Source organism: Campylobacter felis, assembly GCF_030250085.1.
In the GTDB taxonomy this organism is placed as follows: domain Bacteria; phylum Campylobacterota; class Campylobacteria; order Campylobacterales; family Campylobacteraceae; genus Campylobacter_D; species Campylobacter_D upsaliensis.
This window is the reverse complement of the sequence record NZ_JANURX010000005.1, coordinates 41,913-55,987: the sequence shown is the minus strand read 5'-3', so window position 1 is coordinate 55,987 and position 14,075 is coordinate 41,913. Positions and strand designations below refer to the sequence as shown.

Genomic DNA, 14,075 nt, shown 5'->3' with positions numbered 1-14,075 from the left:
TAATCCCACTTTTGTGGGATTGAATTTTAACAAGAATAGCAGGTTTTAAATTCATAAGCCGTAGGGCGTGCTTCCACAGGCCATACTTGAGTGGCAAATTTAAGATGTTGATAATCATCAATAAAAAGATCACTCATCACAGGTTTTAAAAAGCTATTGTAGCGGATAAGTGCTTCTAGACTTCCTCTTAAAGTGTGAGGAAGTTGTTCTATACCTTTTTCACGCACTTCATCTAGAGTTAAATCGAACAAATTCTCCTCCATAGGACCCACTGGGATATGCTTATTTTTAATCCCATCAAGTCCCGCCATCAAAAGCGAAACGAAAGCTAGATAAGGATTTGCCGTGCTATCTGGGAAGCGAATTTCAACGCGTGCAGAATTTTTCCCCATACCATAGGGGATACGACAACTTGCACTTCTGTTTTGACAAGAATAGGTTAAAATGCAAGGCGCTTCAAAGCCCGGAACTATCCTTTTGTAGGAATTTGAGCTAGGATTTGTAAAAGCGGCAACACTTCTTGCATTTTTGAGAATTCCTCCTATGTAATGGATAGCATCTTGGCTAAGTCCGCCGTATCCTTCTTTATCATAAAACAAATTCACGCCATTTTTCCATAGGCTCATATGCACATGCATACCACTGCCATTATCGCCATAAAGGGGTTTTGGCATAAAAGTGGCGGTTTTACCATTAAGATGGGCGACCATTTTAACGATATATTTGTAAATTTGCACATTGTCAGCTGCTTCGACTAAAGTGCCAAAATGAACGCCTATTTCAGCTTGTCCCTGTGCGACTTCGTGATGATGCACAAAAGTTTTAATGCCTACTTTTTCTAGAGTTTGCACCATTTCCGCTCTAATATCAACTAAAGAGTCAATAGGTGCGACTGGAAAATATCCGCCCTTATTTCTTGGACGATGTCCTGTATTGTAGCTATCGACAAATTCTTTATTATCGTTCCACTCACCCTCCTCAGTATCAACTTCATATTTGGAGCAGTTTGCATTATCTACGATTTTGACACTATCAAAGATAAAAAATTCATTTTCAGGTCCAAAATAAGCCATATCAGCTACACCACTTTCTTGTAAATAATTAAGTGCTTTTTTGGCTATGGAACGCGGACATTTTTCATACATTTGCCCCTTATAAATGTCATAAACATCACAAAAAACGATAATGGTCTGATCTGCTGTAAATGGGTCTAAAAAGGCACTTGGAGCGTCAGGTTTTAAGATCATATCCGATTTATCCACAGGCTGCCAACCCTTTAGCGAACTTCCATCAAATGGAATTCCTAGCTCAAAAGTTTCTTCGCTGATAGAGTGAAAATTATAAGTGATGTGATGCCAAACCCCTATTATATCGGTAAAGCGAAAATCCACAAACGCGACTTCATTTTCTTTGCAGTAAGTAAAAAATTCCTCGATATTATTGACAAATTTGCCCATATTTTCTCCTTAATTAAAATTGAATTGCAAAATTGTATCATAAAATTTTTAATTCAGTTTTAATTAAGATAATTTTTTTTATGAATTTGAAAATTTTATTTTTGCATAAAAATTTCATTTTTTGTCTTTTAGTTTTAATTTATTTGCATTATAATTTCAAAATAATTTTAATATTAAGGAAAAAAATGACTCAAGAAGAACTTGATGCCTTAATGAATGGCGATGTTGATATTGATTCGCCAAATTCGAGCGAAGAGCCTAGTGTGACTGAAGAGAGCGAAATTAGTGAAAATGGAGCTATAGTTGAAAATATGAAATCTACCGAGTATCAGCCAAATCCTAACATACTTTGGCCACCACCTCCACCAAATGCCGAGCATAAGGTCGTTCATCAGCTTGATGATGTTACAAAAGATAGCGAAGAAAAAGCCACTGAAATGATGGATAAGCTTGAAAGTATTAGTAATTTTTTCGCAGATTCTGAGACTTTGTTGAGTGATTTAAATCATGTTTTTGATAAAAATATCGATATTTTTACAAAACTAGCCGAGCGTTTTCCTAATGTCGAGAGTTTTAACGAAGCTTTGAAAATCAATAAAGATATTAAAGAAAAAACTAAAGAAATGGGTGAAAATTTGCAAAGCGGACAAGATGAAGTGATGATGGCTATGGATGCTATGCAGTATCAAGATATCCATAGGCAAAAAATCGAAAGAGTCATTAATGTAATGCGCGCGTTAAGTCGCTATATGAGTTCTTTATTTGAGGGTAAAATTGATGACAAAAAGCGCGTAAGTTCGGCTGTTCATATCGATGGCGATAGCACTGCAGATGTGGTAAGTAACGATGATATAGAGGCATTAATAGCGTCTTTAGGGCAGAAATGATAATACCTGAAATTGTTGCTCCAGCTGGAAATTTTACGAAACTTAAAATCGCTCTTGCTTATGGAGCTGATGCGGTTTATGCTGGAGTTAATAATTTTTCCTTGCGTTCAAGAACGGCGCGTGAATTTGATTATGAAAGTTTTGAAGAAGCGATTAATTACACGCACGCAAAAGGTAAGAAAATTTATGTAACGCTTAATGGCTTCCATTTAAGCGGACAAATTGAGGGGCTTAAAAGGCATATTTTAAAGCTTAAAGCTATGCGTCCTAATGCTTTTATTGTGGCAAGTGTAGGGGCTATGGCTTTGGTAAGAGAATTAGCCCCAGAAATTCCTCTGCATATCTCCACACAGGCTAATGTTTTAAATTATTTAGACGCTAAAGTTTATAAGCAAATGGGTGCAAAACGCGTAGTTATCGCTAGAGAGCTTGGTTTAAATGATGCGAAACTTTTAAAGCAAAATTGCGATATAGAATTAGAAGCCTTTGTGCATGGCTCAATGTGTTTTGCATATTCTGGACGATGTTTAATTAGCTCTGTGCAAAGCGGTAGAATGAGTAATCGTGGCTCTTGTGCGAATGATTGTCGTTTTTCTTACGAGCTTTTTGCTAAAAATAAAGAAAACGGCGTTTTATTTCGCTTAGAAGAAGATGAAAATGGAACGCATATTTTTAATTCTAAGGATTTAAATTTATGCTCTTATATCGAAAAAATTATGAAGGAAGATTGCATTAGTGCTTTTAAGATAGAGGGACGCACAAAAAGTGAGTATTATGTCGCACTTACTACACGCACTTATAAAATGGCAATCGAAGATGTTTTAAGGGGAGAATTTGATGCCTTAAAATATGAAAAAGAAATTCATACACTTAAAAACCGCGGTTTTACAGATGGCTATCTTATCTCGCGTCCTTTAGAAAAAGTTGATACACAAAATCACCTTACAAGCATAGAGGAGGGGACACATCAGGTGCAGGGTTTTGTGGAAAATGGTGAATTTTTTAAGTGTAAAGGGAAAGTTGTCTTAAATGAGTCTTATGAGATTTTAAGTCCTTTAAATTCTAAGATAGAGGTTTGTGAAAACGAGCTTGGAAAGGTTTATGAAAAAGAGGGCAAATTTTTTGTCGAATTTAAAAAAATGTTCAGTCAAAATAATAAAGAATACGCAGAAATTCACAGCGGTAATGAAAATGCCATTAAAATGCCAAATTTAGTGCCAGAGTTTAGTTTCTTAAGAAAGGAAATTGTATGAAATTTGTAGCGATATTAATGGGAAGCAAGAGTGATTATGAGATAATGAGCGAGGCGGCGAAAGTGCTTGAGGGCTTTAATGTTAAATATGAGCTTATCATCACTTCAGCTCATAGAAGTCCAAAAAGAACTAAAGAATACATTAAAGAAGCGGAGCAAAAGGGAGCTCAAGTTTTCATTGCGGCTGCGGGTATGGCAGCACACTTAGCAGGGGCGGTGGCAGCTTATACAACCAAGCCTGTTTTGGGAGTACCGATGAGTGGGGGAAATTTGGCAAGTATGGACTCTTTATTTTCTACCGTGCAAATGCCAAGTGGAATTCCTGTAGGAACTTTAGCCATAGGTAAGGCGGGAGCGATGAATGCGGCTTATTTGGCAGTTCAAATTTTGGCGATTGGGGACGAGGATTTAGCTAAGGCTCTCAAAGAAGAGCGTAGGGCGAAGGAAGAAAAGCTCATTAAAGATTCTAAAAGCGTAGAGGTGATTTTATAAATGCAAACTTATTTAGAATTAGACGAATTTTGCAAACTTGTGCATTTAAATGAAGATGTTGTAAAAGGGATGATGGCAAATGGTTCTTTAAATTTTAAAGAAGAGGATGACAAAATTTATATTGAAGCAAATCAAGGCACTTTTAGTGTCGTGCCAAGCGGAGCAAATCAAAATTCTATGGTTAATTCTATGACTTTAGCGGGAGAGAGTTTTGTAGAAAAAACCATAGGCACAATTTTAAATTTGCACGAAAAGGTTTTAGACGCTAAAGATGAGACTTTAGAAGCCTTAAAAAATGAAAATAAATTCTTAAGAGATGCGCTTTATTCTATGCAAGAGCTTTATGACGCAGATAGAAAAACTATAGAAACCTTAAATGAAGAATTAAAACACGCAAGAGAAGATGCGGAATTTATGAAAAGAAAATATAAATTAATGTGGAATAAAACCATAGAAATTTATGGCGACAAGGCTAAAGAAGAGGAAAAACCACAATGACTTTTTCGCAAATGATACTAAATTTACAAAATTTTTGGCAGGAAAATGGCTGTGCGATTATGCAGCCTTATGATATGCCAGCGGGAGCTGGGACTTTTCATCCTGCGACTTTTTTAAGAAGCTTAGGTAAAAAGCCTTGGGCTTGTGCTTATGTCGCACCAAGTAGAAGACCAACAGATGGGCGTTATGGAGAAAATCCTAACCGCTTAGGTGCTTATTATCAGTTTCAAGTTTTAATCAAACCAAGCCCTGATAATATCCAAGAGCTTTATTTAAAAAGCCTTGAAAATTTAGGTTTTGATTTAAAAAGCCACGACATACGCTTTGTGGAGGATAATTGGGAAAGTCCAAGTTTAGGGGCGTGGGGACTTGGCTGGGAAGTTTGGCTTGATGGTATGGAAGTTACGCAATTTACTTATTTTCAGCAAGTTGGTGGCATTGCTGTGGATTTGGTAAGTGCGGAGATAACCTACGGGCTTGAACGCCTTGCGATGTATTTGCAAAATGTTGAAAATGTCTATGATATAGTATGGAGTGAATTTAATGGGCAGCTCATCAAATACGCCGATGTGCATAAGCAAAGTGAGTATGAGTATAGCAAATATAATTTTGAAATAAGCAGTATAGAGCTTTTAAATTCGCAATTTCAAAATGCTTATAATGAGTGTAAAAACACGCTAGAGCAGGGTTTGGCTCTACCTGCGTATGATTATTGTATGTTGGCGGCTCACACCTTTAATCTTCTTGACGCAAGGGGAGCAATTTCTGTAGCAAAAAGACAAGATTATATGCTTAAAATTCGCGAACTTTCTAAGCACTGTGCTGAAATTTATAAGAAAAATTTAAATGAAACTGAGTGAAATTTATGCTTTTTTAAATGAGCTTAGCCCTTTTGAAAAGCAGGCTAGCTGGGATAATAGCGGACTTTTACTAGGAAATTTAGATGATGATATTTCCAAGCTTTATCTTAGTCTTGATGTAGATGAAAATTTGATTAAAAATGCGGAGGAAAATTCGCTTTTTATCACTCATCATCCTTTAATTTTTAAACCTTTGCGTAATTTAAGTGAAATGGCTTATCCTAAAAATTTGCTTAAAGAAATGATTAAGAAAAATATCGCTCTCATTTCTTTGCACACAAATTACGATTTAAGCCACCTTAATGTGTATTTTGTTAAGGAAATTTTGGGTTTTGAAAAATTTTTACAAGAAGATTTTTTAATTTATGTCGATGTCAATTTGAACTTTTATGAGCTTTGTGAAAGAGTAAAAAAAAGACTTAATTTAACAAATCTTAAAATGAGCTTTAGTGGCAAGGAAAAACTTGAGAAAATTGCCATTTGCACTGGTAGTGGGGGTGATTTAATCCCTAATGTAAAAGCGGATTGTTTTTTAAGCGGAGATTTTAAGTATCATCAAGCTTTTGAGGCTTTAAATAATCATTTAAGCTTGATTGAGCTTGGACATTATGAAAGTGAGCGTTATTTTAACGAAAGCCTAGCGAAATACTTGCAAAATTTGCCGCTAAAGGTTATAATGTCAGTTTCAAAAAATCCATTTCAATACTTTTAAGGAAAATTTAATGAATAAATATTTAGAGCAATTAGTTCATTTATCGCAAATAGACCAAGAAATTGATAGTTTCGAGCCTAAAATTAGTAGCGTAAGCAAAACTTTAAAAGATGCTGAAGCTAGGATAGCTAAGATGAACGAGGAACTTGTAGCTACTGATAAGGAGATTAAGGATATTGAAGCGCAAAAAGCACAAAATAATGCTCATATAGCGGAATTTTCAGCCAAGATTAAGGAGCTTGGTAAAAAAAGTGGTGCAGTTAAGACAGAAAAAGAAGCGAATGCCCTTAAAATAGAGGAAGATATCGCTAAAGAGCAGCTTGATGCGGCTAATGGTGAGATTGTGCGACTTGATAAAATTTTAGAAAATAAAGAGCATTTTAAGAAGGAATTGTTAGAAAGTAGAACCAAAGAAGAAGCGGATTTGGAGGGAATTAAAAAGGAAATTGATGTGCAAATTTCAAGCCTTGAAAAAGAAAGAATGATAATTTATAATAAAAAAACAAAGCTTGTAGGCGAGATGAATCAAAAGGTGCTTGGCTTTTATGAAAAAATTCGCAAATGGGCGAAAAATACTGCTGTTGTGCCTGTTAAAAAGCAAGCTTGTTATGGATGCTTTATGAAGATTTATGATAAGACTTATTTGGCTGTGATAAAGGGCGAAGAAATAGTAACTTGTCCGCATTGTGGTAGAATTTTATATAAAGAGCTTGAAGAAGCGAAAAAGAATTGATAATTGCCTACTATTTTCTCACTTGGGTGGCATTTTTTATAGGTGCTGTCCCTTTATTTTTTCTTTCATTTTTTAAAACAAAATATAAAAAAAGCTTAAAGGCGAGGTTTTTTCTTTATAAAAATTCTTGCCAAAAAGCTAGAGTGCATTTTCACGCTTGTTCTTTGGGAGAGGTTAGGAGTGTGGGGATTTTAAGTAAAAAATTTGATTCTAGAATAAGCGTCATTACTCAAACAGGTTTTGAAGAAGCTAAAAAATTTTGTAAAAAAGTGAATTTTTTAGCTTTTGAAAATTGGCTACCCTTTTGGTTTAAGCGTTGTGAAGTTTTAGTTATTTTTGAAGCTGAATACTGGCTAATGCTTGTTTTTATGGCGAAATTAAGAGGTGCTAGGGTGCTTTTGATTAACGCTAGAATTTCAAATCATTCTTATAAGGCTTATTTGCGTTTCGCTTTTTTTTACCGCTTGATTTTTTTTTACATTGACGAGGTTTTTGCTCAAAGCGCGAAAGATAAGCAAAGACTTGAGCAATTAGGCGCTAAAAATGTGAAAATTTTTAAGAACATTAAAGCAAATTTGGAAATTAAGCCTAGTAAGCATTATGCTAAATTAAAAGAAAGACTTATTATTTTTGCTAGCACACATCAAAACGAAGAAGAGCTTTTATTAAAAGCCATTTGTTTGCAAAAAGATGAAAAACTCATCATCGCTCCAAGACACCCAGAGCGTTTTTTGGAGGTCGAAAATTTATTGCAACACTATGTTTATGAAAAATTTTCAAATTTAAAAAAATGGGAAGATTTTAAGGGACAAATTTTATTGCTCGATGTTTTGGGAGAATTAATTAATTTTTATGCCATTAGTGATGTGGTCGTGCTTGGTGGTTCTTTTGTCGAGGGGATTGGGGGGCATAATCCCATTGAGGTGGCAAGTTTTAATAATGTTCTCATTACAGGTATTTTTATCCATAATCAAGAAAATTTATTTGCAGAAGTTGAAAATGTCAATTTTTGTGAGGATTTGACAAGTCTTAATTCTATGATACATCATTTAAATAAAAAAGCTAGAATCTCGCAAAATAAAGACTTAAGCATAATAGAAAATGCGATAGAGGAAGGGCTTAATGCAAGAAAAAGCTTATAAATTACTTGCTTTGCAAGAAAATATTTCAAATAGAGAAGCTAAGGATTTGATAGATAAGGGCTTGGTTTTTTCTCGCGGAAAAAAAATTGTCCTTGCTAGGGCTTTGATGAAAGAGGGAACGAAATTTAATTTGCTTAAGATGAAAAAGCCTCAAATTTTGTTTGAAGATGAGAAAATTTTAGCAATAAATAAGCCTTATTCTTACATTAGCGAGGAGTTAGAGAGTGAATTTAAGGCTAAACTTTTGAATAGATTGGATAAAGAAACAAGTGGGCTTATTTTGCTTTGTAAAAATGAAGATTTTAAAAAGCTTTGTATAGAGGAATTTAGGAAGCAAAGGGTTTATAAAAGCTATATAGCTGTGCTTGATGGCGTTTTGGCTGAGGAGCTTGTAGTCGATGAGCCTATACGCACACTCAAGGGTAAAAATGGCGCCTTTAGCAAAATTGCAAAAGAGGGGCAAAGTGCTTTAAGCATTATAAATCCTTTAATGATACAGGGTAAAAAAACTCTAGCAAAAATTTGTATTCAAACGGGCAGAACACATCAAATAAGAGTGCATACTGCTTTTGTTAAACATCCCATTATAGGTGATGAAAAGTATGGGAAAATAGCAGCAGATAGAATGTATTTGCATAGCTACGAGCTTAAAATTTTACACTATGAGTTTAAGGCTAATTTAGATGAAAGTTTCGCAAAATTTGGTTTTGAGCTAAAAAATTTGGAGTTTTAAAGCCATTTAAGCAAAAATTTTGTATAATTTCGATTTTATTTTATTAAGGAAAGGTTTTAGGGGTGTTTGAACTTGTCAGCGAGTCTTTTAAAGGTGCTGTAAATAAGCTTCGTTTTGTCGATGATGAAAAAGCCTTAAAAAATGCTTTAGAAACCCTTAAAAAATCCCTTCTAAAAGCTGATGTTCATCATAAAGTTACCAAAGAATTATTAAGCCTAATTGAAGATGATGTTAAGAAAAATGGCATAGGACAAAAGCAGTTTTTAGAGGCTATTAAGAAAAATTTAGAAGAAATTTTAAGCATTAGCGGTAAAAATCAAGGTTTTGTATTTTCCTCAAAGCCTCCAACAATCGTTTTAATGGTTGGTTTGCAAGGTGGCGGTAAAACGACAAGCACGATAAAATTAGCAAATTACCTTAAACTTCGCAATAAAAAAGTCCTCGTTGCAGCATGCGATTTGCAACGCTTGGCGGCTGTTGAGCAATTAAGGCAGCTTTGTGAGGCTAATGAAATTGAACTTTTTTACATAGAAAACGAAACGAACCCTATCAAAGTTGCAAGAGAAGCTTTGCAAAAGGCTAAGAGTGGTTTGTTTGATGTTTTACTTGTCGATACTGCTGGGCGTTTGGCTATTGATGAAGCTTTGATGAGCGAATTAAAGGAAGTTAAAACTAGCTTAAATCCTGATGAAATTTTTTATGTCGCTGATGCGATGAGCGGTCAAGATGGAGTCAAGACTGCATCAAGCTTTAATGAGGCTTTAGGACTTAGCGGAGTGATTTTATCTAAATTTGACGCAGATACTAAAGGTGGTGTGGCACTTGGCATAGCAAGGCAGGTAAATATTCCATTAAGATTTATAGGTGTGGGTGAAAAAGTCGCAGATTTGGAGATTTTTATCCCAGATAGGATCGTTGGTCGCATTATGGGTGAGGGCGATTTGGCAACTTTGGCAGAAAAAACTGCGGCGATTATTGACGAAAAGGAAGCAAAAAAATTAAATCAAAAAATTAAGAAAGGCGATTTTAATTTTAATGATTTTCTTACTCAAATGGAAAGTGTTAAAAAATTAGGCAGTATGAAATCACTCATTGGTATGATACCGGGACTTTCTAATGTGGCTTCTAGTGTGAAAGATTTAGACTTAGATAATTCTAAGGAAATTTTACATATCAAAGCGATGATTTCCTCTATGACTCCAAAAGAAAGGGAAAATCCTAGTCTTTTAAATAATGCTAGAAAACGCCGTATAGCAAGTGGTGCTGGACTTTCACAAGTGGAGGTTAATCGATTTTTAAAGCAATTTAGCAATGCGGCTAAATTAGCAAAGAAATTTTCAGGCAAAAAAGGAATGGATAGTTTGATGACTATGATGAATCAAGCACGCAGGCAGTTTTAAATTTCACTTATAAATACTAATTTTAGTATCTATAATTGATTTTTAATTTTTAAGGAGACACAATGACAGTGATTAGACTTACAAGAATGGGAAGAACGAAAAGACCTTTTTATCGTATAGTGGTAACTGATAGTAGAAAACGCCGTGATGGTGGTTGGATAGAGAGTGTAGGTTATTATAATCCTATGGTTGAACCTGAAGTTATTAAATTTGATGCGGAGCGTTTAGCTTATTGGAAGAGTGTGGGTGCTAAACTTAGCGATAAGGTCGCTTCTATTACAAGTAAATAATTATGGTTGAAGATTTTTTAAAAGAATATGCCAAACTTATTGCTGATTATCCTGAAAGAATTGATACGCAAAGGGTGGAAATAGAAGAAAATTTTGTCGAAATTTTTCTTTTTACAGATAAAAACGATACGGGTAAGCTTATAGGTAAAAATGGTAAAATGATTAATGCGATTAAAACGGTCATTTCAGCTTGCAAAAGTAAGGAGAATATTTCTTATCGTGTTACGGTAAAAGCCCTTGAGTAAATTTGTTTTAGTCGCTAAGATAGGTCGAAGTGTAGGACTAAGGGGCTATTTAAAATTGCATAATCTTAGCGACTTTCCTTCTCAGTTTCAAAAAAATCTCACTTTTTTTACCAAAAATAAAAGAGAACTTGTTATTAAAGATTATGATAAAAATCGTCAAAGTGTTTTATTTTACACCTACGAAAGTCTTGAGAAAGCTAAGGAGCTTGTTAATTTGGAGCTTTATCAAAGTATAGAAAAAACAAGAGAGCTTTGCAAATTAAAAAAAGATGAGTTTTTTTATTTTGATATTATAGGCTGTAAAGTAAGAGATGGGCAAATTATTTTAGGTCAAGTTCAAGATATTTTGGAAAGTGGAGGGGGATATTTGTTTGAGATTAAAAGCGATGAGAGATTGACGGCTCAAGGTTTTTCTAAGATTTTTTTTATTCCTTATATTGATAAATATATTTTGCAAATTGATATAGAAAAAAAGCAAATTTTATGCTCTAATGAAGCTTTTTATATTTTAGAAAATTCATGAAAATCACTTTTGTTTCTTTATTTCCTCATTTGTTAGAATTTTATTTTAAAGATTCCATCCTTGCTAGAGCATTAAATAAGGACATTTTTAGCCTTGATTTTCAAAATCCTAGAGCCTTTAGCAAAAATAAGTATAAAAAAGTTGATGATTATAAAATCGGTGGTGGAGCAGGACTTTTAATGCAAGTAGCTCCACTTTTTGAGTGCTTGGAGCAAATTCGTCAAAAAGAGAGCAATTCTCATTTTATATTTCTTAGCCCAAGTGCAAAAAATTTTAATCAAAAAGATGCTAAACGCCTTAGTCAAAAGTCAAATTTGGTTTTTGTTTGCGGTCGTTATGAGGGTATAGATGAGCGTGTGGTAGAGGAATTTGCAAATGAGCTTTTTAGTGTGGGAGATTTTATCTTGACGGGAGGAGAGCTTCCTGCTCTTTGTCTTTGTGATGCGATTTTACGCAATGTTAATGGAGTGCTTGGAAATTCACAAAGTTTAGAAGAAGAAAGTTTTGAAAATCATCTTTTAGAAGCTCCTTCTTTTGCTAAACCTCTAATTTTTGAGAAAAATTTGAAAAAATTTTATGCTAATTCAGTGTTTTTAAAGGGTAATCACGCTAAAATTGCGGCTTTAAAAAACACTTTAGCGTCTTGCAAGACAAAATTTTTTCGTCCCGATTTATTTTTGGAGCATGAACGCAGAATTTAAGGAAATACGATGAAAAACAAATATATAGAGCAGTTTGAGGCTAAACAAATTGAGGGTAAAAATGTGCCAGATTTTCGTGCTGGGGACACTTTAAAACTTGCTATCCGCATCAAAGAAGGCGATAAAACTAGAATTCAAAATTTTGAAGGAGTTTGCATTGCTAGAAGAGGAAGTGGAGTGAGTGAAACTTTTATGGTGCGTAAAATCGGTGCAAATAATGTGGGCGTTGAAAGAATTTTTCCTATTTATAGTGAAAGTTTAGAAAGCATTAGCGTTTTAAGACGCGGTCGCGTTCGTCGTGCAAGACTTTTTTATCTTAGAGATAGACGCGGTAAGGCTGCTCGTATTAAAGAGCTTAAAAAATAATTTCTACAAAGAGCTATTCTATGGCTCTTTTATTTATCTAAAGTGAGTTTGCAATGCAATGGAGGAGAGATTCTTGGAGAGCCTATCCCATTAAACAACATCCGGTTTATCCTTGTGAAAATACCTTAAAAGAAAATCTTGAAAGACTTGAAAAATTACCACCCCTTGTTTTTGCAGGAGAGGTTAGACAGCTTAAAAAATCCTTGGCTAAGGTTGCCAAGAAAGAAGCTTTTTTGCTTCAAGGTGGCGATTGTGCGGAGAGTTTTGAAAATTTCGGTGCAAATAATATACGCGATATGTTTAAAATTCTTCTTCAAATGGCGATTGTTTTGACCTTTGCTGGTGGTTGTCCTGTGGTGAAAATAGGGCGTATAGCTGGGCAGTTTGCTAAACCTAGAAGCGCAGATTATGAAGAGCTTAATGGCGTGAGTTTGCCAAGTTACCGTGGAGATATTATTAACGGCTTTGAGTTTAGTGAAAAAGCAAGAATTGCCGATCCTAAGCGTATGTTAGAAGCCTATTATCAAAGTGCGACGACACTTAATTTATTAAGAGGTTTTGCTAAGGGTGGTTTGGCTGATTTGCGTGAGGTTCAGCGTTGGAATTTAGGTTTTGTGAAAAAGAGTGAGTTGCATAAGCAATATGAGGATTTAAGTGAAAAAATTTCTAGCGCTTTAGCCTTTATGGAGGCTTGCGGTATTAATGCAAATAATACTCCAAATTTAAGAGAAGTTTCGCTTTATACTTCTCATGAGGCTTTGCTTTTACCTTATGAAGAGGCTTTGACGCGTGTGGATAGTTTAAGCGGAGATTTTTATGATTGTTCAGCGCATATGCTTTGGATAGGCGAAAGAACACGCGAAATTGATGGGGCACATGTACATTTTTTAAGTGGTGTGAAAAATCCTTTAGGCGTTAAAATCGGTCCAAATGCTAAAGCACAGGATATTATAAATCTTTCAAATAAACTTAATCCTAATAATGAAGAGGGAAGGCTTAATATTATTGTTCGTATGGGTGCGGATAAAATTGCCTCAAATTTACCAAGTATCTTTAAGGAATTAAAAAAAGAGGGGTTAAATTTAATTTATAGCATTGATCCTATGCACGGAAATACGGTGAAAGTGGGGGATTTTAAAACGCGTGAATTTGATAAAATTATGCAAGAAGTGCGTTATTTCTTTGAAGTGGCTATAAGTGAGGGAGTGTATCCGGGTGGAGTGCATTTGGAGATGACTGGGCAAGATGTTACTGAATGCACGGGAGGTGCTAGTAATGTAACGGCACAAAATTTACAAAATCGCTACGAAACTCAGTGCGATCCAAGACTTAACGCCGATCAAGCCTTAGAGCTTGCTTTTTTGATAGCGGATTTGCTTAAAAGGGCAAGAAATTGAAACTTTATGGCATTAAAAATTGTGGTAGCGTTAAAAAGGCTATGGAATTTTTAAAAGCTAAGGGTGTAGAATTTGAGTTTTTGGATATTAAAAAAATCGATGAAGACATTTTAAATTCTTGGCTTGAAAAAAGAGAAATTAAAGATCTTCTAAATCTCTCGGGCACAAGTGCTAGAAAATTAAATCTTAATAAAGAAAAAATGAACGCTTTAGCCAAAGAAGAATTAAAGAAGATGATTTTAGAGACTCCAAGTCTTATAAAACGCCCCGTGATAGAATATAGGGGGCAAATTTACATCGCCAAAGAGTATGAAAATTTAATTTCTTAAGTAATTTTTGAAGTTAATATTGCTTAATCTTAGATAAGGCTCTGAAAATATGCTCTGT

At 34.7% G+C, this 14,075-nt stretch carries 18 protein-coding genes; 17 read left to right on the top strand and 1 reads right to left on the bottom strand.

The window, feature by feature from the left end; genetic code table 11:
* Window positions 1–26 precede the first annotated feature (26 nt).
* The gene (gene glnA / locus NYG92_RS04125; protein ID WP_289233608.1) at window positions 27–1,457 is read right to left on the bottom strand and encodes a type I glutamate--ammonia ligase; all 1,431 of its coding nucleotides are present in this window, start codon (window positions 1,455–1,457) and stop codon (window positions 27–29) included.
* Between the two features lie 185 nt (window positions 1,458–1,642).
* Between glnA and NYG92_RS04120 the strand changes: the two genes are divergently transcribed.
* The 17 genes from NYG92_RS04120 (at window position 1,643) to NYG92_RS04040 (ending at window position 14,017) form a co-directional block, all read left to right on the top strand.
* Entirely contained in the window at window positions 1,643–2,344 is a 702-nt protein-coding gene (locus tag NYG92_RS04120; protein ID WP_270976723.1) for a chemotaxis protein, read from the top strand.
* Window positions 2,341–3,597 carry a peptidase U32 family protein gene (locus tag NYG92_RS04115; RefSeq protein WP_289233607.1) on the top strand — a complete coding sequence of 419 codons (1,257 nt, stop codon included), beginning with the start codon at window positions 2,341–2,343 and terminating at the stop codon, window positions 3,595–3,597. The genes NYG92_RS04120 and NYG92_RS04115 overlap by 4 nt, the downstream gene beginning before the upstream one ends.
* Window positions 3,594–4,088, top strand: a complete 495-nt coding sequence (gene purE, locus NYG92_RS04110; protein ID WP_082200124.1) for a 5-(carboxyamino)imidazole ribonucleotide mutase — start codon at window positions 3,594–3,596, stop codon at window positions 4,086–4,088. The genes NYG92_RS04115 and purE overlap by 4 nt, the downstream gene beginning before the upstream one ends.
* Window positions 4,089–4,586: a DUF3972 domain-containing protein gene (locus tag NYG92_RS04105; RefSeq protein WP_082200123.1), complete on the top strand. Its 498-nt coding sequence runs from the start codon at window positions 4,089–4,091 to the stop codon at window positions 4,584–4,586.
* Complete coding sequence (gene glyQ / locus NYG92_RS04100) at window positions 4,583–5,446, top strand: glycine--tRNA ligase subunit alpha (protein ID WP_289233606.1); 864 nt, start codon at window positions 4,583–4,585, stop codon at window positions 5,444–5,446. The genes NYG92_RS04105 and glyQ overlap by 4 nt, the downstream gene beginning before the upstream one ends.
* Window positions 5,433–6,158, top strand: a complete 726-nt coding sequence (locus NYG92_RS04095; RefSeq protein WP_289233605.1) for a Nif3-like dinuclear metal center hexameric protein — start codon at window positions 5,433–5,435, stop codon at window positions 6,156–6,158. The genes glyQ and NYG92_RS04095 overlap by 14 nt, the downstream gene beginning before the upstream one ends.
* A gap of 10 nt (window positions 6,159–6,168) precedes the next feature.
* Complete coding sequence (locus NYG92_RS04090) at window positions 6,169–6,891, top strand: zinc ribbon domain-containing protein (protein ID WP_289233604.1); 723 nt, start codon at window positions 6,169–6,171, stop codon at window positions 6,889–6,891.
* On the top strand, window positions 6,888–8,033 hold the full coding sequence (gene waaA / locus NYG92_RS04085) for a lipid IV(A) 3-deoxy-D-manno-octulosonic acid transferase (RefSeq protein ID WP_270976715.1): 1,146 nt from the start codon (window positions 6,888–6,890) through the stop codon (window positions 8,031–8,033). Before NYG92_RS04090 ends, waaA begins: the two co-directional genes overlap by 4 nt.
* A complete protein-coding gene (locus NYG92_RS04080; RefSeq protein ID WP_289233603.1) occupies window positions 8,014–8,766 on the top strand; it encodes a pseudouridine synthase family protein in 753 nt (250 codons plus the stop codon). Before waaA ends, NYG92_RS04080 begins: the two co-directional genes overlap by 20 nt.
* Before the next feature lie 62 nt (window positions 8,767–8,828).
* Window positions 8,829–10,166 (top strand): signal recognition particle protein, encoded by a 1,338-nt coding sequence (gene ffh / locus NYG92_RS04075; RefSeq protein ID WP_270971763.1) that lies wholly within the window; start codon window positions 8,829–8,831, stop codon window positions 10,164–10,166.
* Window positions 10,167–10,228: 62 nt separating this feature from the next.
* Window positions 10,229–10,456, top strand: a complete 228-nt coding sequence (gene rpsP / locus NYG92_RS04070; RefSeq protein WP_270976711.1) for a 30S ribosomal protein S16 — start codon at window positions 10,229–10,231, stop codon at window positions 10,454–10,456.
* 2 nt (window positions 10,457–10,458) lie between these two features.
* Entirely contained in the window at window positions 10,459–10,701 is a 243-nt protein-coding gene (locus NYG92_RS04065) for a KH domain-containing protein (RefSeq protein WP_004277415.1), read from the top strand.
* Entirely contained in the window at window positions 10,694–11,224 is a 531-nt protein-coding gene (gene rimM / locus NYG92_RS04060) for a ribosome maturation factor RimM (protein ID WP_270966138.1), read from the top strand. The genes NYG92_RS04065 and rimM overlap by 8 nt, the downstream gene beginning before the upstream one ends.
* Window positions 11,221–11,925, top strand: a complete 705-nt coding sequence (gene trmD / locus NYG92_RS04055; protein WP_004277413.1) for a tRNA (guanosine(37)-N1)-methyltransferase TrmD — start codon at window positions 11,221–11,223, stop codon at window positions 11,923–11,925. The genes rimM and trmD overlap by 4 nt, the downstream gene beginning before the upstream one ends.
* Before the next feature lie 9 nt (window positions 11,926–11,934).
* Window positions 11,935–12,291: a 50S ribosomal protein L19 gene (gene rplS / locus NYG92_RS04050; RefSeq protein ID WP_004277412.1), complete on the top strand. Its 357-nt coding sequence runs from the start codon at window positions 11,935–11,937 to the stop codon at window positions 12,289–12,291.
* Between the two features lie 53 nt (window positions 12,292–12,344).
* Window positions 12,345–13,688, top strand: coding sequence for a class II 3-deoxy-7-phosphoheptulonate synthase (locus tag NYG92_RS04045; RefSeq protein WP_027303745.1), 1,344 nt, complete (start codon window positions 12,345–12,347; stop codon window positions 13,686–13,688).
* On the top strand, window positions 13,685–14,017 hold the full coding sequence (locus NYG92_RS04040) for a Spx/MgsR family RNA polymerase-binding regulatory protein (RefSeq protein ID WP_270976709.1): 333 nt from the start codon (window positions 13,685–13,687) through the stop codon (window positions 14,015–14,017). The genes NYG92_RS04045 and NYG92_RS04040 overlap by 4 nt, the downstream gene beginning before the upstream one ends.
* The last annotated feature ends 58 nt before the right edge of the window (window positions 14,018–14,075 follow it).

Bases quoted from the DNA above. Each gene is read 5' to 3' on its own strand.
- glnA (WP_289233608.1), bottom strand. From the start codon at position 1,457: ATGGGCAAATTTGTCAATAATATCGAGGAATTTTTTACTTACTGCAAA.
- NYG92_RS04120 (WP_270976723.1), top strand. From the start codon at position 1,643: ATGACTCAAGAAGAACTTGATGCCTTAATGAATGGCGATGTTGATATT.
- NYG92_RS04115 (WP_289233607.1), top strand. From the start codon at position 2,341: ATGATAATACCTGAAATTGTTGCTCCAGCTGGAAATTTTACGAAACTT.
- purE (WP_082200124.1), top strand. From the start codon at position 3,594: ATGAAATTTGTAGCGATATTAATGGGAAGCAAGAGTGATTATGAGATA.
- NYG92_RS04105 (WP_082200123.1), top strand. From the start codon at position 4,089: ATGCAAACTTATTTAGAATTAGACGAATTTTGCAAACTTGTGCATTTA.
- glyQ (WP_289233606.1), top strand. From the start codon at position 4,583: ATGACTTTTTCGCAAATGATACTAAATTTACAAAATTTTTGGCAGGAA.
- NYG92_RS04095 (WP_289233605.1), top strand. From the start codon at position 5,433: ATGAAACTGAGTGAAATTTATGCTTTTTTAAATGAGCTTAGCCCTTTT.
- NYG92_RS04090 (WP_289233604.1), top strand. From the start codon at position 6,169: ATGAATAAATATTTAGAGCAATTAGTTCATTTATCGCAAATAGACCAA.
- NYG92_RS04080 (WP_289233603.1), top strand. From the start codon at position 8,014: ATGCAAGAAAAAGCTTATAAATTACTTGCTTTGCAAGAAAATATTTCA.
- rpsP (WP_270976711.1), top strand. From the start codon at position 10,229: ATGACAGTGATTAGACTTACAAGAATGGGAAGAACGAAAAGACCTTTT.
- NYG92_RS04065 (WP_004277415.1), top strand. From the start codon at position 10,459: ATGGTTGAAGATTTTTTAAAAGAATATGCCAAACTTATTGCTGATTAT.
- trmD (WP_004277413.1), top strand. From the start codon at position 11,221: ATGAAAATCACTTTTGTTTCTTTATTTCCTCATTTGTTAGAATTTTAT.
- rplS (WP_004277412.1), top strand. From the start codon at position 11,935: ATGAAAAACAAATATATAGAGCAGTTTGAGGCTAAACAAATTGAGGGT.
- NYG92_RS04045 (WP_027303745.1), top strand. From the start codon at position 12,345: ATGCAATGGAGGAGAGATTCTTGGAGAGCCTATCCCATTAAACAACAT.